Source organism: Allobosea sp. 05T438 (assembly GCF_056396025.1).
This window is the reverse complement of record NZ_JBFTKQ010000006.1, coordinates 146,631-167,972: the sequence shown is the minus strand read 5'-3', so window position 1 is coordinate 167,972 and position 21,342 is coordinate 146,631. Positions and strand designations below refer to the sequence as shown.

Below are 21,342 nucleotides of genomic sequence, written 5' to 3'. Positions count from 1 at the left end.
GTCGGCTCGAGGGGAAACGGAATGAACCGATGATGTCATCGGCGATGCCGATCGAAGACGAAGGGTGGCGCGCCCCGAGAATGCCACGGACTGCTCCGACGCGGGGCTGGCGGTAAAGGCCGGCGCCGCGGCATCGGCCAGCTTCCGGACCACCCGCCAACTTCTGCTAGCGCCCCATTTCGGAAGCTGCCCCGTCCCGAGCGCGCGGAGGAGTAAGGCTCCTGTAAGGATGAGCGCGCCTAATTCTCGCATCAAATCCATGAAACGCGAGGGAGCCTGATCATGAGCGACGACCGCAACAATTCTGTTCAGTTGAATGATGCCGAACTCGAAGCAGTTGCAGGTGCCGGCAGCATGGGCAGGACCGGCATGAGCACCTTTCGCATGGTAGGGGGGCTTGTTGTGAAGATGGCGGGATCACTGCTTGGAAACGAAGGCATGACCCAACATGGTCGGGAGATGATTGCAGACGCATCATCCCGCTTGTCCGGCAAGAAAACCTGACCGAGCACAATCCACGCCGACGGGGTCTGCACTCCCAGCCCGTGATGCGCCAACAGTTGGGGCTGGCCTTCCGCCGGGAAGCAAGCATTCTCCGACGCACGCGCCGAACGTCGGCTTCCGACCACTTGTGTTGAAAAAGCCCGGTCAGCGTGAAGCTCGAGCAGCCCGGGCTGCGCTTCGCTCAGCCGGACATAAACCCGGTTCTGAGCGCGCAGGCCCATTCCTGCCGTCCCGCGTGTTCGGCCTGGCGCGCCGCCGCTTCGTGGTCGTAGTCGACGGCGATGGCCTCGAAAAGGTCCGGTTGGCCTGCACCATCCAAGGTGACGATACCGTAGCGTGCGTGCGGCGAGCCTTGCTCGGAGACATGGGCCGGTGGTGTGGAATCGTCATAGGCGGGGCAGCCGATGCTGCCCGGGTTGAAGATGATGGGACCATCCGGGATGCGGATCAGTTCCGCGCGGTGGCTGTGGCCGCACAGCGCGATGCGGCACCCGGGGTCGAGCGCCTTCAGCCGGCGCCGGATCGCCGCCAAAGGAGCGCGCACCAACTGGCTATTGACGACCGTATCGGCGAGATACTTCTCGTCGTCGTCGGGGCGAGCGTGGAAGGCGATGACGCCGGGCGCAATCTCCAGTGTAAGCGGCTGGGTGAAAAGCACTTCGCGCTGCGCCGCGGTCAGTCGCTCCCGAGCGTAGAGGTCGGAGGCCCACATCTCGTCATGGGGGTCGGCGGCGACGCGGCGGTCGTGGTTGCCGCGCACCGTCGGGAGGTTGAGCGCCTGGAGCCGTTCCATAGTCTCGCGCGGCCACAACGGACCAGAGACGCTGTCGCCGAGATTGACGAACAGCTCAGCACCACCACGCCGGCGCAGATCCTCCAGCACGGCGTCTAGGGCCAGGACATTGCCGTGGATATCGGCGAGAACGGCGATGCGCATTTTTCGGAAGCTCCAGTGATTCGCAAATGCCCGGCGATGCCGATCAATCCAAGCCTTGTTTGATAACGTCTGCCTCCGATCCGTTGCGGTCCTCGCTGTTATAGGACGTGCACATCGCCCGACACAGGATGCCAGACCCGCGAGTCAGGTTCTTCAACGCTGGGACCCAAACTGCACTGGCCATCGGTTCGATAGGTGAGAACGAAGCCGTCGGGGCGGTATAGCGACCATTGTTCCTTGTTGCCGGACGCATATGGCCAGATCGTTAGCGTAGCGCCCAGATCGAAGACAAAAATCGCGGTGCGCCCTGAGGTATCGAGGACGAACTCCGTCAGCTTTTGTCCGTCCACCGTCCGCGCCGCCGCTTCGATCCGTTCATGAGCGTCAGCATCCTCTGCAAGCGTTTTGTCGAATGCGATCACACGCCAATGGCAAGCGGAGACGCAAAGGTTCCATTCTCCAACGGGTTTGACTTGGCGGCGCGCCATCCGGTCTCGTACCCGTACTGATGGTGACTGCGAGGCAATTGGCTCGCGGATGTGTAGGCGCGGCGCTCCAAATTCCAGAGACATCATGCTTCCGTGCACTCGACCCACGCTCCAGCAGGGCAGGCCTATCAGCGGCGCAATGGTGATCGAGATAGCTTCGTTCATGCCGTCAATTATGGCGCAGCAAGCAATGTCCGCAAACGACCCAACTGAGACATATGCGACGACGGGCACCTTGGATCCTGGACGTCGAATAGAAAAACCCGGCAGGCCGAGCCCGCCGGGTCGCGATGCGAGGGTTGTTCGCAGCTCAGCCGCGCGGAGCGAAGGCCTTGAGCGCGGCGGCGGCAAGGGCCGACTTCAGGATGGCGCCCAGGACGAACGGCGTTGCGCCGAGGGCGACCGCCTTGGGCAGGCCGATGAGAACGCCGAGCCAGGCCACGCCGATCACAAGGCAGAGCGCATTGCCGGCCAGCATCGCGGCGAAGGCGAGCCCGACCCGGCTGCCGTTCCAGCCGCGCTGGGCGAGCCAACCGGTGAGCGCTGCGGCAAAGGGGAAGGCCAGCAGATAGCCGCCGGTCGGGCCGGCGAAATAGGCTGCGCCGCCGACGGCGCCGGCGAAGACGGGCAGCCCGATCGCGCCCTGGGCCAGCCAGGCGATCACGGTGACGGCGCCGAGGCGCCAGCCATAAAGCGCGCCGATCAGCGTCACCGCGAAGGTCTGCATCGTCATCGGCACCGGGTACATCGGCACCTTGATCTGCGAAGACAGCGCAAGCAGCAGACTGCCGACGATCACGGCGCCGGCCTGCCAGGCGAGCGAGCGGCTTTCCAGCCGCAGCGGGCTGAAGGATCGGCTGAGGGCAAGATCGGTCATGGTCACTCCTTCATCGAGGTCAAATTATCTATAATTTTGACCTTTGATCTATGAGAAAGTCCATATATCGATGGAAAAGGCAAGCGCGCCCTTCGTTGCGAAGCCGGTTGGCATTCCTGGGAATCTTCCGTCTGGCCCAAGCGTCATTCTCGGGCGCAGCGCAGCAGGGACCCGAGAATCTCTTGCCGGAATGGGCGCCGAGAGCCCTCTTCGGCCGGAGATGCTCGGGTCGAGCCCGAGCATGACGGCCGGGTTATGTGCATCTTTACGAGGACCGGGTTCGCAGCTCTGCCCCCTCACCCGACGATCGCAAAGGCCCCGCGCGTCGTGCCCGAGGCGGTGCGGACGGGTCGCTCGCCAATCCACTGGGCGTGCCGCGCCAGCGTCGCCGTCGCGGTTTCAAGGTCTCCGCTGCGCAGCGCGTTGAGAATCGTGCGGTGGTCGTGATCGGTGCGTGCTTCCCATTCCGAGCGCCAGGCCGAAAACAGGAAGCGCGCGCTCGCCGCATGCAGGTCGTCGATCGTCGCGAGCAGGCGCCTCATGCCGCAGGGCGCGACCAGCGTGCGGTGAAAGCGGCGATTCGCCTCCTCCCAGGCGCGGACATCGGTCGCTGCGTCGCAATCGCGCCGGGCCCGCTCGGCCTCGTCGAGAATGGCGGCGGTGAGATGCGGCGCGGCATGGCGCAAAGCCAGCACCTCCAGCGTCGCGCGCATCGCCGCGACCTCCTTCACCTCCGACAGGTCGAAGGAGGCGACGCGGACGCCGCGGCGCGGCTCGCTGATCGCCAGCCCCTGCGCCTCCAGCCGGCGGAAGGCCTCCCGCACCGGGACATGGCTCGTCGCGAATTCCTCCGCGATGTGGTCCTGCCGCAACCGCGCTCCCGGCTCGATCGCTCCGGCGATGATCCTGTCCGCAAGGGTTCTGGCGATGCGGACGGCGATGGTGACTTCGGCAGGCTTCGTCATGTTTTATAGATAATTCGGCCGTGCACCGGAGTCGATTGCGATCCGCCGGATCGTCCCCACATGAACCTCGCCGCTGCTGACGTTTTCTGTCAGGACGACGGCAGCAGCCGGGACGGCTGCGTGCTATTCATGCCGGGCAGATCGCCGCGAGGCTGGAAAGGCCCGGCTTTTGCCCTATCTGTAGCGCTTCACCGCAACGGACGCCCCGATGGCCCGCAAGACCGAAACCGCCGCTGCCCAGGCCGCTGCGCTGGAAGACATATTCGACCGCAACCGCACGGCCGATCCGAACAGCCGCGCCATCACCGTGCGCGGCGCGCGTGAGCACAACCTCAAGAACGTCGATCTCGCCATTCCCAGAGACAAGCTCGTAGTGTTCACCGGCCTCTCCGGCTCGGGCAAGTCCTCGCTCGCCTTCGACACGATCTATGCGGAAGGCCAGCGCCGCTATGTCGAGAGCCTCTCGGCCTATGCCCGCCAGTTCCTCGAGATGATGCAGAAGCCCGATGTCGACCAGATCGATGGGCTCTCGCCGGCGATCTCGATCGAGCAGAAGACGACCTCGAAGAACCCGCGCTCGACCGTCGGCACGGTCACCGAGATCCACGACTACATGCGCCTGCTCTGGGCGCGGACCGGCATCCCCTATTCGCCCGCGACCGGCCTGCCGATCGAGAGCCAAACCGTCCAGCAGATGGTCGACCGCATGACCGAGCTGCCGGAGAAGACGCGCGGCTACCTGCTCGCGCCGGTCGTGCGCGGCCGCAAGGGCGAGTTCCGCAAGGAGATGGCCGACTGGCTGAAGCGCGGCTTCCAGCGCGTCAAGGTCAATGGCGAGTTCTACGAGATCCCGGACGCCCCTGCCCTCGACAAAAAGTTCAAGCACGACATCGACGTCGTCGTGGACCGGATCGTGATCCGGCCCGATCTCGGCGCGCGCCTCGCGGATTCGCTGGAGCAGGCGCTGGAGCTGACCGACGGCATCGCCGTCTTCGAATATGCTGATGAGAAGGAGGAGAACGGCGAGGCCAAGCGCGTTACCTTCTCGTCCAAGTTCGCCTGCCCGGTCTCCGGCTTCACCATCCCCGAGATCGAGCCTCGGCTGTTCTCGTTCAACAACCCGTTCGGCGCCTGCCCGGTCTGCGACGGCCTTGGCCACGAGATGCGGATCGACCCGGACATGATCGTCCCCGATCATGCGTTGACGCTAAAGAAGGGCGCGATCGCGCCCTGGGCCAGGTCGACCTCGCCCTATTACGGCCAGACGCTGGAAGCGCTCGCCCGGCATTTCGGCTTCTCGATGACCAAGCCCTGGTCGGAGCTGCCAGAGAGCGCGCAGAAGGCGATCCTGTTCGGCACGGGCACGGAAGCCGTGCGCATGGCCTATAATGACGGCCTGCGCAGCTATGAGGTGAAGAAGCCCTTCGAGGGCGTCATCACCAATATGGAGCGGCGCTGGAAGGAGACGGAGTCGGACTGGGCGCGCGAGGAGATCGGCCGCTTCATGTCCGAGACGCCCTGCGCCGCCTGCAACGGCTATCGCCTGAAGCCCGAGGCGCTGGCGGTGAAGATCGACATGCGCCATATCGGCGAGGTCTCGAAGCTCTCGGTCAAGGACGCGCTGGACTGGGTCACCGCCCTGCCCGCCCGGCTGTCGAAGAAGCAGAACGAGATCGCCCCGCGCATCCTCAAGGAAATCCGCGACCGGCTGACCTTCCTGCTCGACGTCGGGCTGGAGTACCTGACGCTCGCCCGCGCCTCCGGCACGCTGTCGGGCGGCGAGAGCCAGCGCATCCGATTGGCGTCGCAGATCGGCTCGGGCCTGACCGGCGTGCTCTATGTGCTGGACGAGCCCTCGATCGGCCTGCACCAGCGCGACAACGAGCGCCTGCTCGGCACGCTGCGCCGGCTAAGAGACCTCGGCAACACCGTGATCGTGGTCGAGCATGACGAGGACGCGATCCTGACCGCCGACTATGTCGTCGATGTCGGCCCCGGCGCCGGCATCCATGGCGGCGAGATCGTCGCCAAGGGCACGCCGCAGGACATTCTCGACGACCCGAACTCGCTGACCGGCAAATACCTCACCGGCGAGATGTCGGTGCCGGTGCCGCCCAAGCGCCGCAAGGCGCAGAAGGGCCGCAGCCTCAAGATCGTCGGCGCGCGCGGCAACAACCTCAAGAATGTCGATGTCGAGATTCCCCTGGGGATGTTCACCTGCATCACCGGCGTCTCCGGCGGCGGCAAGTCGACGCTGGTGATCGACACGCTCTACAAGGCGGTGGCGCGCAAGCTGAACGGCGCGATCGACCACCCGGCCCCGCATGACCGGATCGAGGGCATCGAGCATCTCGACAAGGTCATCGACATCGACCAGTCGCCGATCGGCCGCACGCCGCGCTCGAACCCGGCGACCTATACCGGCGCCTTCACGCCGATCCGCGAATGGTTCGCCGGCCTGCCGGAGGCGAAGGCGCGCGGCTATCAGGCCGGGCGCTTCTCGTTCAACGTCAAGGGCGGCCGCTGCGAGGCCTGCCAGGGCGACGGCGTCATCAAGATCGAGATGCACTTCCTGCCGGATGTCTACGTCACCTGCGACGTCTGCAAGGGCAAGCGCTACGACCGCGAGACGCTGGAGGTGAAGTACCGCGACAAGTCGATCGCCGACGTGCTCGACATGTCGGTCGAGGAGGCGAAGGGCCTGTTCAAGGCAGTACCCTCAATCCGCGACAAGATGGAGACGCTGGCGCGCGTCGGGCTCGACTATGTCAAGGTCGGCCAGCAGGCGACGACGCTCTCGGGCGGCGAGGCGCAGCGCGTCAAGCTCTCCAAGGAACTGTCGAAGCGCGCCACCGGCCGCACGCTCTACATCCTCGACGAGCCGACGACCGGCCTGCATTTCCATGACGTCGCCAAGCTCATGGAGGTGCTGCACGAACTGGTCGACCAGGGCAATTCGGTGGTGGTGATCGAGCACAATCTCGAGGTGGTGAAGACCGCCGACTGGGTGATCGACATGGGCCCCGAAGGCGGCGACGGCGGCGGCCAGGTGGTGGCCGAAGGCACGCCGGAGGACATCGTGCGGATCGGCAAGGGCCACACCGCGCGCTTCCTGAAGGAAGTGCTGGATCGGCGGCCGATCAAGAAGGGCAAGACGGTCGCGAGGCAGGCGGCGGAGTGACAGCCGTCCCCAGCATGTTGCAGTCACTCTCAATGTTCACCTTTTCTTCTCATTCCTAATCAGGTAAGCACGAGGGGCTGACTTGGCCCTTATTCTCGCTTGGCCCGTATCGGGTGCAGGTCCGAGAGGCGGGGACCATCGCGGGGCGAGTAGCTTCGCGGTGCAGGTCGATGCCACGGCGGCTTTCGTTGTCGGGGCTTCGCTTGAAGGACGCCCGCACGCCCCGGCTGACAGGTGCGAGACTGGTGTTCCGTCGCTGGCGGCCTGCCGATCAGTCTCCGAATTTATTTGTTGGCCTGGGCGGGGAGCCGCGCAAGGACTTGACGCGCCCAAAAAGCTGGTAAGCTGAAGGGGGAAGTCATCTTGAGCGGACGCGGAGCTGGATCGGTGTCGATTACTTTGGCCTTGAGCCTCAGGGCGGCAGCCGTTTTGTCACTGGCCCTTATTCTCGCTTGGCCCGTATCGGGTGCAGGTCCGAGAGGCGGGGACCATCGCGGGGCGAGTAGCTTCGCGGTGCAGGTCGATGCCACGGCGGCTTTCGTTGTCGGGGCTTCGCTTGAAGGACGCAACTGGCCGGGGGGATAACTTTGTCGGCAGGCCCCAAAGCTAGGTCCAAGCAAAAGTCCTTATGTGAGCGCGTCCGTTCGATGCGTGTTCTGGTATCAGCTTGGCATGCAATCCGCCGAAATGCCGAAACCTCGCAGCACGAGAAGACGAAGCTCAAGGCTCGCAAATTTGGTGAAAATTTACCGACAAATCTTCGTAAGCTTCAAGACCGCCTGCGTGAAGGGTATCGCTTTGACAAGGCTTATGGGGCCACTCCCCCCAAAGGCGGTGGGAAACCCGGCAAACGCCCAATCGTCGTGGCGCCCTTAGAGGACCGCATCGTCCAGCGAGCCATCCTCGATGTCCTTCAAGACGCTAGAGAAATTACCGGCGTCCAACGCGTTCTGCAAACTCCCACGTCAATCGGCGGCATTCGTGGCCGTGGGGTGGAGCATGCAATAGCTCTATTTGATGAACGAGTAAAAGCGGGAGATCTGTTTATTGCAGGATCGGACATCTCGGGGTTCTTTACGAAAATTCCGAAATCGCGAGTTATTGACTTTCTCGGACAAGAATCTATCGAGCCCGAATTCATTCAACTTGTAGAAGACGCTCTAAATGTCGAACTCATAAACGCGGATAATTTGAGCGAAGACGATAGAAAGCTCTTTCCTACAGGCGATGATGGGGTAGCTCAAGGCTGTCCATTGTCGGCCCTTGCTGGCAACATCGTTCTTGAAGATTTTGATCGTGAAATGAATAAGAGGGGTATTACATGTGTTAGATATATCGATGACTTTATAGTCGTCGGAAAATCGTTAAAGTCTGTAGAAAAAGCGATGGAATCAGCCAAGCGGATATTATCGGGATTGCGAATGGATATTTACGATCCCGTCAAATCGCCCACAAAGGCATTTATCGGCTCAGTTGGAGAGCCGCATGTTTTTTTGGGTTACAAGCTGCTGCCCGACATCTACCCGCCTGCTGATGCCGCTTCAGCGAAGCTTATGGGCCAGATTCAAACCTTGATTGTTAACGGCCAACGCGCGGTCAGCAAAGCCGTGACCGACCGTCATTTGACGAGCCAAGATCGATGTTACGCTCAGACACTAGTAGCTATTGATCACACAATTCGCGGCTGGCGCGCCTCCTTTAAGTCCTCAAACTGCCCCGACGTATTTGACGGCCTTGATATGATGATAGACCGCCGCTTAATGGATTTTAGGAACTTCTTCCGAGACAAGTTGGCAAAACGAACCCGAACACAGCAACGCCGGGCACTCCGCGTACAACTTCTATCAGATTAATTCTGTCCGTTTACGTCTCATCCATCGCGGCTCCTCGCCTTCCATCTAGGCAGAAGCACCTTCCATAGGTTAGGAGAACGCCCCCACAAAACGCGATGGAGGGTGCCATGACCAAGAACAAGCACGACTTCACCGACCAGCCGTCCTTTTGAGGTCACGAGCAAGCGTCGGAAGTCCTACCCGTCTGAAACCTACGTGAAGCGCGGCGTTCGCATCGTCCATGGCGATGTCGAACTGCAGGAAAAGCTCGGCCGCAACGATCTCTGCGTTTGCGGCTCCGGGCGCAGATTTCAAGAAGTGCTGCATGCCGAGTGGGCGTTTCGACGGCTCCGACCGGGATGACTACTTTCAGGGAGTGATACCTCCCTTCTGAACCAAAGCGCGGGGAACCCCTCTCCCGGATGGGAGAGGGGAAGGGGTGAGGGACCGCCGCTGATCGCATAGGCGCAACGGCACCGCCTCGCCTTCTCCGGCAACCGCAGGCCCTCATCCGGCCCTCCGGGCCACCTTCTCCCATTCGGGAGAAGGAAGAGAGCGTTGCGGTTCCCTCGCCTTCCCTCCTGACAACAAACTTATGCCCGCCCCCCATCACCCACCCTATCCTGCCCGCGCCCATCACCCAAACGGGGCGGCCGTCCGGAGGTATGCTGGAGGTTGGGTGAGGGTCGGCGCCTGCGGGCGGGGGTTACGCCCTGCTCCCGGGAGGCTTCGGGGCACCGCCCTGGGGATATTACGGTCCCTGTGCGAGGAGCTCGCTGGAAGGCTCGGCCGGTGACGGACGGGCATGGCGACGGCGCGACGACCCGCTGAGGGAAACTGGCGCCGAAACCCGCCCATCCTGAACCGCCTAAGCCCGATAAGCGCGGCCCGGAGCCAAAAGTCGCTGAAGGCGGAGCGCCACGGGGCGTGCGACGGGTGGCTCAATCCCGCCGCGCCGCAGCCTGGCTCAACGGTTGCGGATATCCCTCGCGCCTCGCGGCGCTCCGCCAGCCCTGTCCAGCCACCCTCCCGCCGCGCACCCGCGCGGGCGGATGATCCTGCGTGCCTGACCCTAGGGAGACCCGCCATGCCGAAACGCCAGAACACCCCCGCCGCCATCCCGCCGATCACCGATTTTGAGAGCTGCCAGAGGGCGCGGCCGATGATCCTGCGCCGTTTCGCCGACAATCTCGGTGTCTGGGAGGTCTGCGCGAACAAGGCGTGCGGCCGGGCGCGCAGTTGCCAGGGCCAGGACACGGCCTGCCTGCGCGCCTTCATGCAGGCGATTCCGGACGATGAGCGCCGGGAGATCCGCTACGCGCTGGACAACCGCGCGGCCGGGCTCTCTCCCGGCGAGGCGATGGAGCAGGCGCAGGCCCGTGTCGCCGGGGAGATCGCGCGGCAGGGGGAGTAACGCCACCGCGTTGCCATGAAAACGCGGGTCATCCCGGACGGAGCGAAGCGGAGATCCGGGATCCATGCCTGAGCCTTGATCGGATAGGCTCAGGCATGGATCCCGGGTCAAGCCCGGGATGACCGCGTGGTTCTCAGGCAGGCCGGCATCGGAGACGCCGGAGCCTCCTTGTCATGAGATGCTCGGGTCAAGCCCGAGCATGACGCGCGCGGGAGGCAGTCGCAACGCTGGCTTCCGCCCCTCGCCGCCCCCTCAGAACCGGTCGATGATCGTCACGCCCGTGCCCTCGAAGCGGTCCATCGCCATCAGGGCGGGGATCGATTCGGCGAGGTCGATGCGGCGGCCGACGAGCTGCTGCGGGGTGAGCTTGCCGGCGCTGATCATGTCGAGCATTGCGCCATAGCGATGCGCCTGCATGCCGTGGCTGCCGAGGATTTCGAGCTCGTGGGCGATGACCTGCGCCATCGGAATCGGCGGCGTCGCCTGCTCCGCCAGCAGCAGCCCGACCTGGATATGCTTGCCGCGCTTGCGCAGGTTCGCCACCGAATTGAAGCAGGTCTGCGGATGGCCGAGCGCATCGAGCGAGACATGGGCGCCACCGCCGGTGACGTCGCGCACGGCGGCGACGACATCGGGCTGCGTCTTGGCGTTGATCGTCACAGCGGCGCCGACCGCACGGGCGAGCGCGAGCTTGTCGTCGGAGATGTCGACCGCGACGACCTGGGCGCCGAGCGCATTGGCGATCATGATCGCGGAGAGGCCGACGCCGCCGCAGCCATGCACCGCGACCCATTGCCCGCCCGAGACCTTGCCCTGGTCGACCACGGCGCGGAACGAGGTCACGAAGCGGCAGCCGAGGCTGGCAGCCGTGGCGAAATCGATCTCCTCGGGCAGGCGCACGAGGTTGAAATCGGCCCGGTCGATGCGGACATATTCGGCGAACGAGCCCCAATGGGTGAAGCCGGGCTGGAACTGGTCGTCGCAGACCTGCTGGTTGCCGGAATGGCATTGCGGGCAGGAGCCGCAGCCCGAGACGAAGGGCACGGTGACGCGGTCGCCCTCGCGGAAGCGCACGACGCTGCGGCCGACCGCGGCGATGACGCCGGCCAGCTCATGGCCCGGCACATGCGGCAGGCGGATATCGGGATCGTGCCCGACCCAGCCATGCCAGTCGCTGCGGCACAGGCCGGTCGCTTCGACCTTGATGATGACGCTGTGCGGCTCCGGCACTGGGTCCGGCAGGATGCGCAGTTCGGGGGCCTGCCCGAAGGCTTCGTAGACGACGGCTTTCATGGCGGGGCACTCCTTTGTCGAGGCCCGTGTCATGGGGCAGTGCCGGTGGAATCGTCAATTGCGTGGCGGCGGGGTCGCCTTGCCTCGGCGTCATGCGCGGGCTTGTCCCGAGCATCAACGTCCTGCGGCTGTGATGGTGGGGGCTGACCGGCGATGAATTGCGCGGGGAACCCTCTCCCGCATCGAAGCCGCTGTTGCCGGCTTCGCCACTTCAGGTGCTGATCTCGGGCAGGCCCGGGATGGGTGGGAGAAGGAAGAAGGTGTCGCGGTTCCCTCGCCTCCTCGTCATTCTCGGGCCGGAGGAGGCGCCGGAGTCGCGCCGTCATGAGATGCTCGGGTCGAGCCCGCGCATGACGCTTGTCCAACCGGACTTATCCCCGCCCTTCGCCGCTCCCCTATCCTGCCCTCGCCCATCACCCAAACGGGGCGGCCGTCCGGAGGTATGCTGGAGGTTGGGTGAGGGCCGGCGCCTGCGGGCGGGGGTTACGCCCCGCTCCCGGGAGGCTTCGGGGCACCGCCCTGGGGGTACTATGGCCCCTGCGCGAGGAGCATCGCTGGGACGTTCGACGGGAAAGGCCCCGCAAGCCGAGACGCGACGAGGTGAAGAACCGAGCTGGCGTCGAGGCGAGCGGGGCCGGCACCGAAGAACCGTAGAAGCGCGGCCCGGAGACTGAAATCGCCGAAGGCGGAGCGCCACGGGGCGTGCGGATGGGGCTCCATCCGCGCCGCTTCCTGGCTCAATGGAAGTGGTCACTCTACCCCGCGCCTCGCGGCGCTCCGCCAGCCCCGTTCTCACGCTCGTGCGCTTCGCGCGGGCGATCAGAAGCATGCGTGAACCACCGTCCTCGCCGCGGCGAAGGCGAGGCACGAGCGCTCGAGCCTGCCGAGAAGAGCGCCGCGCCACGGGCGCAGATGCCCGACCAGTTCGATATTCGGCTCAGGCGCCGCAGGCCTTCAGCGCGTTGAGCGGAAACTTCAGGTAGCGCTGCCCGTTGGCTTCGGGCTCCGGCAGGCGCCCGCCATTGATGTTGACCTGCAGGGCATGGAGGATCAGGCGCGGCATCGGCAGCGTCCTGTCGCGCGCCTCGCGCAGGGCGACGAACTCAGCCTCGCTCCGGCATTTGACGAGGTGGGTATTGGCGGCCTTCTGCTCGGAGACCGTGCTCTCCCATTGGGGCGGCCGGCCTTCCGGCCGGTAGTCATGGCCGGTGAACAGCCGCGTCCGGTCCGGCAAGGCGAGGATGGCCTGGATCGAGCGCCAGAGCCGGCCGGCATCGCCGCCCGGAAAATCGGCCCGCGCCGTCCCGCTGTCGGGCATGAACAGCGTGTCGTGGATGAAGGCCGCATCGCCAACGAGGTAGGCTATCGAGGCGAGGGTGTGGCCGGGGGAGAACAGGACCCGGACCGGCATCTCGCCGATCAGGAATTCTTCGCCATCGGCGAACAGGTGGTCCCATTGGGAACCGTCGGCCGGAAAGCCGGGCCAGTTGTAGATCGCCTTCCAGAGCTTCTGGACGTCGACGATGCGCTCACCGATCGCGGTCGGCGCGCCGGTCCTGCTCTTGAGATAATGCGCGGCCGAGAGATGGTCGGCATGCGGATGGGTTTCGAGGATCCACTGGAGGGTGAGGCCCTCGGCCTGCAGATAATCGAGCAAGGCGTCGGCATTCTCGGTGCCGACCGCCCCGGACTTCTCGTCGAAATCGAGGACCGCATCGATGATCGCACATTGCCGCGTCACCGGGTCGGCGACGACGTACTGGATCGAGCCGGTCGGCGGATCGTAGAATCCCCGGACCGACGGCTTGAGCTGCGTGATGTCCACTTCAACGCTCCCCTGCCTGCGTCAACGCCGGATACGGCCGCGGCAAGGCAATGCCTCCGGGCCGATCGGCACCCGCCACGCCTGTCGCGGGCGCCATAGCCTCCTCAAGCGGAAGGCTGCCTCGTCTTGCGGAGATAAGGCAGGACACGTTCGAAGAGGCCGAAGCGCTTGGTGGCGTCCTCGTCTGAGACCGAGCCGGCGATGACGACATCCTCGCCCGGCTTCCAGTCCGCCGGGGTCGCCACAGGGTACTTCGCCGTCAGCTGGATGGAGTCGATCGCGCGCAGGATCTCCTGGAAGTTCCGGCCCGTCGTCATCGGATAGGTGAGCGTCAGCTTGATCTTCTTGTCCGGGCCGATGAGGAAGACCGAACGCACGGTCTGATTGTCTGCCGGCGTGCGGCCTTCGGAGGTGTCGCCGGACGAGGCCGGCAGCATGTCGTAGAGCTTGGCGACCTTTAGCTCATTGTCGCCGATCATCGGATAGGTGACGTTGTGACCGGTCGCGGTCTGGATGTCGGCCTTCCACTTGTGGTGGCTCTCCACCGGATCGACCGAGATGCCGATGATCTTGACGTTGCGCTTGTCGAACTCGCCCTTGATGCCGGCCATCATGCCGAGTTCGGTGGTGCAGATCGGGGTGAAGTTCTTGGGATGGGAAAACAGAACCGCCCAGCTGTCGCCGATCCAGTCATGGAATTGGATCGGTCCCTCCGTCGTATCGGCTGCAAAGTCCGGGGCCGTGTCATTGATCCGCAGGGTCATGGATTCCTCCAACTCTTCCTTCGTCACGGAGACGGCTTGCGAGGTCGGCAGCCGGCGGCATCTCCGATCGCCGTCACGTCAAACAAGTGCGTCTTTGGAAAAGGCGTCTGGCCTTGTCGGCGCGCGACGCAATTCTGGCACGAACGCCGGCTGCTTCGCGAGCCCCTTACGCAGGGAGACGGCAGTTTTCGCGCGTTCAGCCGAGGCGGCGCGTTACGCCGCCCTTATACATAGGCGGGGCCGGCGGCCCGAGGTAATAGGCACCTCCCAAGCCAACGCCGGCACCGAGCGCCGGCCAGCCGGGATCGGCATAGGCGTTGAGCTCCCAGCAGCGCAGCCTCTGGCGCTCAGCCTCGGTGGTGGCGTCGTTGCAGCGGGAGACTTGCGAGCGCTGCCAGAAGGCCGCGGCCGGCAGCGACGCAGCCGGCAAAGTGCCGCCGGCCAGCAGCGCCAGGAGGAACAACCTGTTCATCGCCTCTTCCCGTCCAATCCCAGAGCCCTATGATGACCGACATGCCCTTGCCGAACGCTTAAGCGGGGCCTTCGGAACCGAAGTGCGCCATCTGGCCGCTTCATCGGCTCCCGACGAGCGCAGGATCGCCGCGATGCGCCCTGGGGGCGGGGCGGCGAGCCAGACGAGCAAAGGAGATCGCGACGTGAAACTGCCCATCGTCATCCATAGCGACGAGGACTACGACCGCGCCCAGCAACGGGTGAAGGAACTGAACGCCTTGCCGGACACCCCGGACAAGGAAAAGGAACTACATGCCCTCGCCGAAGCTATGCTCTCCTTCGAGCTTCGCCGCGACGACGCCGACGATTGATGCCGGCGCAGCTAGCCGGGGGGCAATATGCGCGCCCCTCAAGCATTTTCGAGCGAAGCGGACATCAGTTTTCGTGAAGAAAGTACGATAAAATAAAGAGATAGAGAATGTCCGCGATTCGGAGAAACGCGGACATTCTCTAGGAGTCGTTGCTGGCGTTGAGTTCCTCGGGGCGCAACCCCTCATCCGGCGGACCGCCCTGCCCGCCATGCGTCGCGGCCCATTGCGAAACGATCTCGGCGATCAATTCGGCGTGGGTGCGGGGCGGGTTCTGCGTCGTGATGTAGTGATCGAGCGCTGCCAGAACCTCCCTGCTCAGCGCAACCGTAACCATAGCCGGCGACATCGCAGTCTCCTCCTCGGATGGAACAGTGCCGTGCTCCCGGCGTTCTTCCTCCGCAGCATACGAGCATGGCCTCGTTCCGCGAGCAAATTCTTTCAGGACCGAATCGAAGCCACCGTCTTCGGATAGATTTTGTTTTCTGAAATGCTTCGGACAAGCTTCGAAACACAGGATCTGAACAAATTTGAATCGCGGTTGTTGCTAAGACGACCCGCATCGCTGCGGAAGCACTCAGGAGGAAAACATGATCAAACATGTTGTGTTCGCATCTGTCGCCGCGAGCCTGCTCGCGGCGACCGCGCTCGCCCAGACCAATGCGCCTTCGCCGCCGTCTTCAGCGCCGAAAGCCTCGACCTCTGCCGAGAGCAGCATGCCTACCCCGACCAATCTCGCCGGCCACGGCAAGTGGCGCGCCACCAAGCTGATCGGCGTCGACATCTACGGCCCTGACGACAAGAAAGTTGGCGACGTTACGGAAGTGATCATGGACAAGACCGGCAAGGTCGAGATGGTGACTATCGGCGTTGGCGGGTTCCTCGGCATCGGCTCGAAGGATGTTGCGATTCCGTTCGAGCAGGTGAGCTGGAGCGACCAGCCGATCGCGCCTCCCGCGCCGGCGCCGGCCTCGTCGGGTAGCAGTGGTGCAGCCGGGACCGGCGGCGCGATGCCGTCCACGCCTCCGGCCGCGGCGGCTCCCAAGGCGCCGGCGATGTATCCGGACCACGGCAAGATCACGATGACCAAGGACCAGCTCCACGCGGCGCCTGCCGTGACCTATTCGGGCAGCTAAGCGATACTCGCTTGGGGAACCGAGCGAGGCCCGCCCTAAAAGGGCGGGCTTCTCCTCAGCGTGGGGCTTCACCCAACGGACAGGTTCCGGAGCAATGGCGGGATCGCCTCCGGCAGATCGTCCGCGATCAACCCCATGCCAAGCGCCTCTCCTGCCCGGCCATGCAGCCAAACGGCGGCGCAAGCCGCTTCGAAGGCGCTCATCCCTTGCGCGAGCAGGCCAGCGATCAGCCCCGCCAGCACATCGCCGGAACCCGCAGTGGCCAGAGCCGGCGAGCCGGTGGCGTTGATCGCCGCCCGCCCGTCCGGCGCGGCGATGACCGTATCAGCCCCCTTGTAGACGAGGATGGCGCCGGAGCGAGCCGCCGCCTTGCGCGCGCGCTCCAGCTTCGAGGCTTCCGTCGCAATCGCGGGTTCCTTGCCGAACAGGCGCTGGAACTCACCTTCATGCGGCGTGAACACGCGAGGATGAGCGGGGTTCGGGGGCGAGGCCTCCTCGCGCAGCGATGTCGCAAGCAAGGTCAGGGCGTCGGCATCGAGCACGACCGGCCTGTCGCTGGCGAGGGCTGAGCGGACCAGGGCGGCGGCCCGCTCATCCAGTCCCAGCGCCGGGCCTGCCACGATCGCGGAGATCCGCCGGTCCTGCAGGAATTCCTCGAACGCCTGGCCGCCCGCGACCGGGCGCTGCATCACTGCGTCCGGGCCGTGCGAGGCGTGGGCTGCCAGAGCCCCCGGCGCGCACAGGATCGTCACGAGCCCGGCGCCGATCCGCAACGCAGCCCGCGCGCTCAAACGCGGCGCGCCGACACCGGCGATGCCGCCTGCGGCGACAGCAACGGCCCCGCGCCGGTACTTATGCGTGTCGAGGCCGTGATGCGGCACGGCAGCGAGCCAAAGTGCCGGTTCGTTGCGCAAGGCAGCCGGCGCTATCTCGGCCAATGCGGTCGCGGCGGGAATACCGATATCGGCCACGACGATCTCCCCGCAGAGGGAGCGTCCCGGCAGCAGGAGGTGGCCGGGCTTCAGCCGGAAGAAGGTCACGGTTTCAGTCGCGCGAACGGCGGGGCCTTCGGCCTGACCGGTATCCCCGGATACGCCGCTGGGAATATCGACAGAGATCACCGGGCGGCCCGCGCCATTCATGAGCGTTACGGCTTCAGCTGCCTCGCCGGCAAGCGGCCGCGCGAGGCCTGCACCGAACAGCGCATCGACATAGAGATCGATCGCCCCGTCGGCGAGCGATGCGAGCGGTAGAACCGGCCCGCTCCACTGCGCGAAGGCGAGCGCGGCATCGCCCCGGAGGGCGTCTGGAGAACCCAGCAGCGCGACCTGCACCGTGACCCCGTGCGCATGCAGCAGCCGGGCCGCAACGAAGCCATCGCCGCCATTGTTGCCGGGGCCGCAGGCGATCGCGACCCTGGCCCCCTTCCTGACGCGCCGCAACGTAGCCTCGGCGACCGCGCTTCCAGCGCGCTCCATCAGAGCGATGCCCGCCGTGCCGGCGGCGATCGCGATGCCGTCCGCCCGGCGCATCTGGTCTGTCGAAAGCAGGGCGAGACCCGATAGCTGCATCGCTTCGGCTTCAGAAATCGTCATGCGACATGATGGGACGGCCTGGCGCGATATCGCAAGAGAAGGCGCCTCGAATGACTTGCTATAAAATTAAGCACATGATCCATTTTTGTGCTGTTTTTTGCCTCCTGCACGGGCGCTTCGAAGGGGTCTGCCGCATGGCGGGGCGTTAGCGCCAATGCTATGAGCAGACGTACGGTCGCAATCGTTCGAAGCCGAGGGGCGCCCAGCCCGCGACGACGGATTTTTGCAGTTCTCTTTCCGGCACGTGCCGGACCCTGGAAGCGCAGTGGAGGTCGATCGGCGCATGAAGAAGATCGAAGCGATCATCAAGCCCTTCAAGCTGGACGAGGTGAAGGAGGCGCTTCAGGAGGTCGGCCTGCAGGGTATCACGGTGCTCGAAGCAAAGGGCTTCGGCCGCCAGAAGGGCCATACCGAGCTCTATCGCGGCGCCGAGTACGTCGTCGACTTCCTGCCGAAGGTGAAGATCGAGATCGTGCTGAACGACGAAATGGTGGACCGCGCCATCGAAGCCATCGTCAAGGCCGCTCAGACTGGCCGCATCGGGGATGGCAAGATTTTTGTATCGACGGTCGAGGGGGCGATCCGCATCCGGACCGGCGAGACCGGCGCGGACGCGATCTGAGCTATTTCCCCCCGCATCAAGGGATCAAAGGCCGCGGCTGGATTGGAGCCGGCGACGGCCTACGAGTTTGAAAACTGCTGGCAAGAGGAATGCTGAAATGAAAAGCGCCAAGGATGTCCTCAAGGCGATCAAGGACAATGACGTCAAATACGTCGACTTCCGCTTCACCGACCCGCGCGGCAAGTGGCAGCACGTGACGTTCGACGTCGGCATGGTCGACGAGGACATCTTCGCCGAAGGCACGATGTTCGACGGTTCCTCGATCGCTGGCTGGAAGGCCATCAACGAGTCCGACATGCTGCTGATGCCTGATCCGACCACCGCGACGATGGATCCGTTCTTCTCGGCCGCCACGATGGTCATCAACTGCGACGTGCTCGAGCCGGCCACCGGTGAGCCCTACGGCCGTGACCCGCGCGGCATCGCCAAGAAGGCCGAGGCCTATCTGAAGTCGACCGGCATCGGCGACACGGTGTATGTCGGCCCCGAGGCCGAATTCTTCGTCTTCGACGACGTCAAGATCGCGGCCGATCCGTACCACACCGGCTTCAAGCTCGATAACGTCGAGCTGCCGATCAACGGTTATGCCGATTACGAGGGCGGCAATCTCGGCCACCGCATCGCCACCAAGGGCGGCTACTTCCCGGTTCCGCCGCAGGATTCGGCGCAGGACATGCGCGGCGAGATGCTGGCGGCCATGCAGGCCATGGGCGTCAAGGTCGAGAAGCATCACCACGAGGTCGCCTCGGCCCAGCACGAACTCGGCATGAAGTTCGACACGCTGACGCACACCGCCGACCTGATGCAGATCTACAAGTACGCGATCCACAACGTGGCCCAGAGCTACGGCAAGACCGCGACCTTCATGCCGAAGCCGATCTATGGCGACAACGGCTCGGGCATGCACGTCCACCAGTCGATCTGGAAGAACGGCAAGCCGCTCTTCGCCGGCAACAAGTATGCCGACCTCTCGCAGGAGTGCCTGTGGTACATCGGCGGCATCATCAAGCATGCGAAGTCGCTGAACGCCTTCACCAACCCCTCGACCAACTCCTACAAGCGCCTCGTCCCGGGCTATGAGGCTCCGGTGCTGCTCGCCTATTCGGCGCGCAACCGCTCGGCTTCGTGCCGTATTCCGTGGACGACTTCACCGAAGGCCAAGCGCGTCGAGGTCCGCTTCCCCGATCCGATGGCGAACCCCTACCTCGCCTTCGCGGCCATGCTGATGGCCGGCCTCGACGGCATCGTGAACAAGATCGACCCCGGCCCGGCGATGGACAAGGATCTCTACGACCTGCCGCCGCGCGAGCTGAAGAAGATCCCGACCGTCTGCGGTTCGCTGCGCGAGGCGCTGGAAGCGCTCAAGAAGGACAACGCCTATCTCAAGGCCGGCGGCGTCTTCAACGACGACTTCATCGAGAGCTACATCGAGCTCAAGATGCAGGATGTGGCGCGCTTCGAGATGACGCCTCACCCGATCGAGTTCGCGATGTACTACTCCTACTGAGGGTTTCGGCCGGCTTCGTAGGGAGCCGGCCGGCGATCCTAACGGCCGCGGACCCGCGGCCAGCCGGGAAGCCGGGGCGGCAACGCCCCGGTTTTTCGTTGGCGCTTGCCGAATGAGAGCCGGGCGCCCGCTTCACGCAAACGCCCTCACCCGGGAACGCACGTCCCCTCGTTCGAAAGCCCGGCGGAGTTCGAGGTCTATCGGATCGCCCAGCGGAAGGCGGTCAGCATCGGCGCTGCGCCCAGAAGCAGGACAGCGGCGAGACCCGCCACCGTCGACAGCAGGACGTTTCCGGACATCCCTGTCGCGATAAGCTGGGCCGCGACCAGAGCGAGGATCGCCAGCACGACCGGGCGCCAGGGCATCTCGAAGGGCAAGAGCCTCAGCAGCGGCAGGGCCGTCAGCATCGCAAGCCCCGCGCCCAGGGCGGCGCCGATGGCGATGACGGCGTCGCCTCCGGGCGCCAGCCACATCGCAAACAGGGCACCGGCACACATCAACGCACAATCCAGGGCTGCGAGGCCGGCGATGGCAAGCAGGCGCCGCAGCAGATGCGCCGGCGTCGGCAGCAGCGCCTGCACCAGCGCGCGGATCAGCGCCATCAGCGTGAAAGCCGGCGCCGTCCGCAGGAATGCCGCCTGCAGGTCGCGCGGGACGACGAGCTCGGCCGCCCCTTGCATCACGGCCAGCAGCAATGCGCCGCCGACCAGCGTCAGGCTTGCGAGCAGCGCGTAGTAGCGCCCGAGCTCCTGCCGAAGGGCGCCCCCGGCGCCCGAGCGATCATAAAGCGCGACGAGGTCGGGATAGCGGATCGCCTGCAGGGAGGACACGATCAGGATGAAGGGGCGCTGCAGCAGGTCGAGCGCCAGCAGCGCGCCGGCGGCGGGCGTGGCGCCGAAGGCGGAGACCAGGATCGCCTTCAGGCCGAGGGGTCCCAGCAGCCCTGCGATGGAGGCGCCGGCCGAGACCCCGCCATAGGCGAGATGACGCCGCGCGGCGCCGATATCGGCCCGCAGGGACCAACCCAGCACATGGCGCGCGGCAATGAAGGCGATGAGGCAATACAGGGCGTTGCCGAGCAGGACGCCCATGACGACATGGATGAAATCGGCCGAGACGAGGGCTCCGCCGACGGTCGCGGCCCCGATCAGCGAGGCGCGCAGACTCTGCAGCCGCGAGAACAGGCTGAAGGCGCCGCGGAAGCGCAGCATGGTCAGGTGCAGTTCTCCTGCGGCGATCATGATCGCCGCGCCCGCCCCTGCCAGCCCGGTCCAGGCCGATGCGCCCCATGTCATCGCGGCAAGCCCGGCAACGACACAGAGCGCGGCGCTTATGACGAACTCAAGGGTGATCGTGCCGCGCTCCGCCGCTTCGCTCGCTGCGTCCGGGCCGGGATAGAAGCGGCTACAGGCGAAGCGCACCCATTCGAAGAAGGCGATCGCTCCGAACTGCGCGATCGAGGCGAACAGCGAATAGGCGGCATAGTCGCCGGCCGGCAGCAGATGCGAGAGAACGATCAGCAGCCCGAAAGCGAAGGCCGCCTGGTAGAGATAGGCTGCGAGCGCACCGAGCTTCGCCATG

Annotated in this window: 20 protein-coding genes; 9 read left to right on the top strand and 11 right to left on the bottom strand. The window is 65.0% G+C overall.

All coding sequences use genetic code 11. The features are described 5' to 3' along the window. Positions 1-282 precede the first annotated feature (282 nt). The gene (locus AC1DIN_RS14995; protein ID WP_476765333.1) at positions 283-504 is read left to right on the top strand and encodes a hypothetical protein; all 222 of its coding nucleotides are present in this window, start codon (positions 283-285) and stop codon (positions 502-504) included. A 181-nt stretch (positions 505-685) separates the two neighbouring features. Here the strand turns inward: AC1DIN_RS14995 and AC1DIN_RS14990 are convergent, their stop codons facing one another. The 4 genes from AC1DIN_RS14990 to AC1DIN_RS14975 all read right to left on the bottom strand — a co-directional run bounded on the left by AC1DIN_RS14990 (position 686) and on the right by AC1DIN_RS14975 (position 3,771). Next, positions 686-1,441: a metallophosphoesterase family protein gene (locus tag AC1DIN_RS14990; RefSeq protein ID WP_476810345.1), complete on the bottom strand. Its 756-nt coding sequence runs from the start codon at positions 1,439-1,441 to the stop codon at positions 686-688. Between the two features lie 98 nt (positions 1,442-1,539). Further along, positions 1,540-2,094, bottom strand: coding sequence for a hypothetical protein (locus tag AC1DIN_RS14985; protein WP_476810344.1), 555 nt, complete (start codon positions 2,092-2,094; stop codon positions 1,540-1,542). 145 nt (positions 2,095-2,239) lie between these two features. After that, positions 2,240-2,806, bottom strand: a complete 567-nt coding sequence (locus AC1DIN_RS14980) for a biotin transporter BioY (RefSeq protein ID WP_441470971.1) — start codon at positions 2,804-2,806, stop codon at positions 2,240-2,242. Between the two features lie 296 nt (positions 2,807-3,102). Next, positions 3,103-3,771 carry a GntR family transcriptional regulator gene (locus tag AC1DIN_RS14975; RefSeq protein WP_476810343.1) on the bottom strand — a complete coding sequence of 223 codons (669 nt, stop codon included), beginning with the start codon at positions 3,769-3,771 and terminating at the stop codon, positions 3,103-3,105. Positions 3,772-3,979: 208 nt separating this feature from the next. Here AC1DIN_RS14975 and uvrA point away from each other — a divergent pair, with 208 nt between their 5' ends. From uvrA to AC1DIN_RS14955, 4 genes are all read left to right on the top strand, one after another. Beyond that, positions 3,980-6,952, top strand: coding sequence for an excinuclease ABC subunit UvrA (gene uvrA, locus AC1DIN_RS14970; RefSeq protein ID WP_476810342.1), 2,973 nt, complete (start codon positions 3,980-3,982; stop codon positions 6,950-6,952). 647 nt (positions 6,953-7,599) lie between these two features. Next, a complete protein-coding gene (locus AC1DIN_RS14965; RefSeq protein ID WP_476810341.1) occupies positions 7,600-8,805 on the top strand; it encodes a reverse transcriptase domain-containing protein in 1,206 nt (401 codons plus the stop codon). Between the two features lie 195 nt (positions 8,806-9,000). Beyond that, positions 9,001-9,147, top strand: a complete 147-nt coding sequence (locus AC1DIN_RS14960) for an SEC-C metal-binding domain-containing protein (RefSeq protein ID WP_476810340.1) — start codon at positions 9,001-9,003, stop codon at positions 9,145-9,147. A gap of 724 nt (positions 9,148-9,871) precedes the next feature. Further along, positions 9,872-10,198: a hypothetical protein gene (locus AC1DIN_RS14955; RefSeq protein WP_476810339.1), complete on the top strand. Its 327-nt coding sequence runs from the start codon at positions 9,872-9,874 to the stop codon at positions 10,196-10,198. A gap of 252 nt (positions 10,199-10,450) precedes the next feature. On the opposite strand, the gene AC1DIN_RS14950 is transcribed toward AC1DIN_RS14955, so the two are convergent. The 4 genes from AC1DIN_RS14950 to AC1DIN_RS14935 form a co-directional block, all read right to left on the bottom strand. Beyond that, positions 10,451-11,491 (bottom strand): zinc-dependent alcohol dehydrogenase family protein, encoded by a 1,041-nt coding sequence (locus AC1DIN_RS14950; protein WP_476810338.1) that lies wholly within the window; start codon positions 11,489-11,491, stop codon positions 10,451-10,453. A 937-nt stretch (positions 11,492-12,428) separates the two neighbouring features. After that, on the bottom strand, positions 12,429-13,316 hold the full coding sequence (locus AC1DIN_RS14945) for an MBL fold metallo-hydrolase (RefSeq protein ID WP_476810337.1): 888 nt from the start codon (positions 13,314-13,316) through the stop codon (positions 12,429-12,431). Between the two features lie 104 nt (positions 13,317-13,420). Beyond that, positions 13,421-14,080 carry a peroxiredoxin gene (locus AC1DIN_RS14940; protein WP_476810336.1) on the bottom strand — a complete coding sequence of 220 codons (660 nt, stop codon included), beginning with the start codon at positions 14,078-14,080 and terminating at the stop codon, positions 13,421-13,423. 196 nt (positions 14,081-14,276) lie between these two features. Continuing rightward, the gene (locus AC1DIN_RS14935) at positions 14,277-14,552 is read right to left on the bottom strand and encodes a hypothetical protein (RefSeq protein ID WP_476810335.1); all 276 of its coding nucleotides are present in this window, start codon (positions 14,550-14,552) and stop codon (positions 14,277-14,279) included. Between the two features lie 184 nt (positions 14,553-14,736). On the opposite strand from AC1DIN_RS14935, the gene AC1DIN_RS14930 reads away from it, so the two are divergent. Continuing rightward, positions 14,737-14,904 (top strand): hypothetical protein, encoded by a 168-nt coding sequence (locus tag AC1DIN_RS14930; RefSeq protein WP_441470962.1) that lies wholly within the window; start codon positions 14,737-14,739, stop codon positions 14,902-14,904. Positions 14,905-15,043: 139 nt separating this feature from the next. Here AC1DIN_RS14930 and AC1DIN_RS14925 read toward each other — a convergent pair whose 3' ends face one another. After that, positions 15,044-15,250, bottom strand: coding sequence for a hypothetical protein (locus tag AC1DIN_RS14925; protein ID WP_441470961.1), 207 nt, complete (start codon positions 15,248-15,250; stop codon positions 15,044-15,046). Positions 15,251-15,491: 241 nt separating this feature from the next. Between AC1DIN_RS14925 and AC1DIN_RS14920 the strand changes: the two genes are divergently transcribed. After that, complete coding sequence (locus AC1DIN_RS14920) at positions 15,492-16,037, top strand: PRC-barrel domain-containing protein (RefSeq protein WP_476810334.1); 546 nt, start codon at positions 15,492-15,494, stop codon at positions 16,035-16,037. 68 nt (positions 16,038-16,105) lie between these two features. On the opposite strand, the gene AC1DIN_RS14915 is transcribed toward AC1DIN_RS14920, so the two are convergent. Beyond that, on the bottom strand, positions 16,106-17,632 hold the full coding sequence (locus AC1DIN_RS14915; RefSeq protein WP_476810333.1) for an NAD(P)H-hydrate dehydratase: 1,527 nt from the start codon (positions 17,630-17,632) through the stop codon (positions 16,106-16,108). A 283-nt stretch (positions 17,633-17,915) separates the two neighbouring features. On the opposite strand from AC1DIN_RS14915, the gene AC1DIN_RS14910 reads away from it, so the two are divergent. Together AC1DIN_RS14910 and glnA are read left to right on the top strand one after the other, a co-directional pair. Then, entirely contained in the window at positions 17,916-18,254 is a 339-nt protein-coding gene (locus tag AC1DIN_RS14910; protein ID WP_441470958.1) for a P-II family nitrogen regulator, read from the top strand. A gap of 97 nt (positions 18,255-18,351) precedes the next feature. Then, positions 18,352-19,761: a type I glutamate--ammonia ligase gene (glnA, locus tag AC1DIN_RS14905; RefSeq protein ID WP_441470957.1), complete on the top strand. Its 1,410-nt coding sequence runs from the start codon at positions 18,352-18,354 to the stop codon at positions 19,759-19,761. 197 nt (positions 19,762-19,958) lie between these two features. Here glnA and AC1DIN_RS14900 read toward each other — a convergent pair whose 3' ends face one another. Then, entirely contained in the window at positions 19,959-21,341 is a 1,383-nt protein-coding gene (locus AC1DIN_RS14900) for a hypothetical protein (RefSeq protein ID WP_476810332.1), read from the bottom strand. Between the last annotated feature and the right edge of the window lies 1 nt (position 21,342).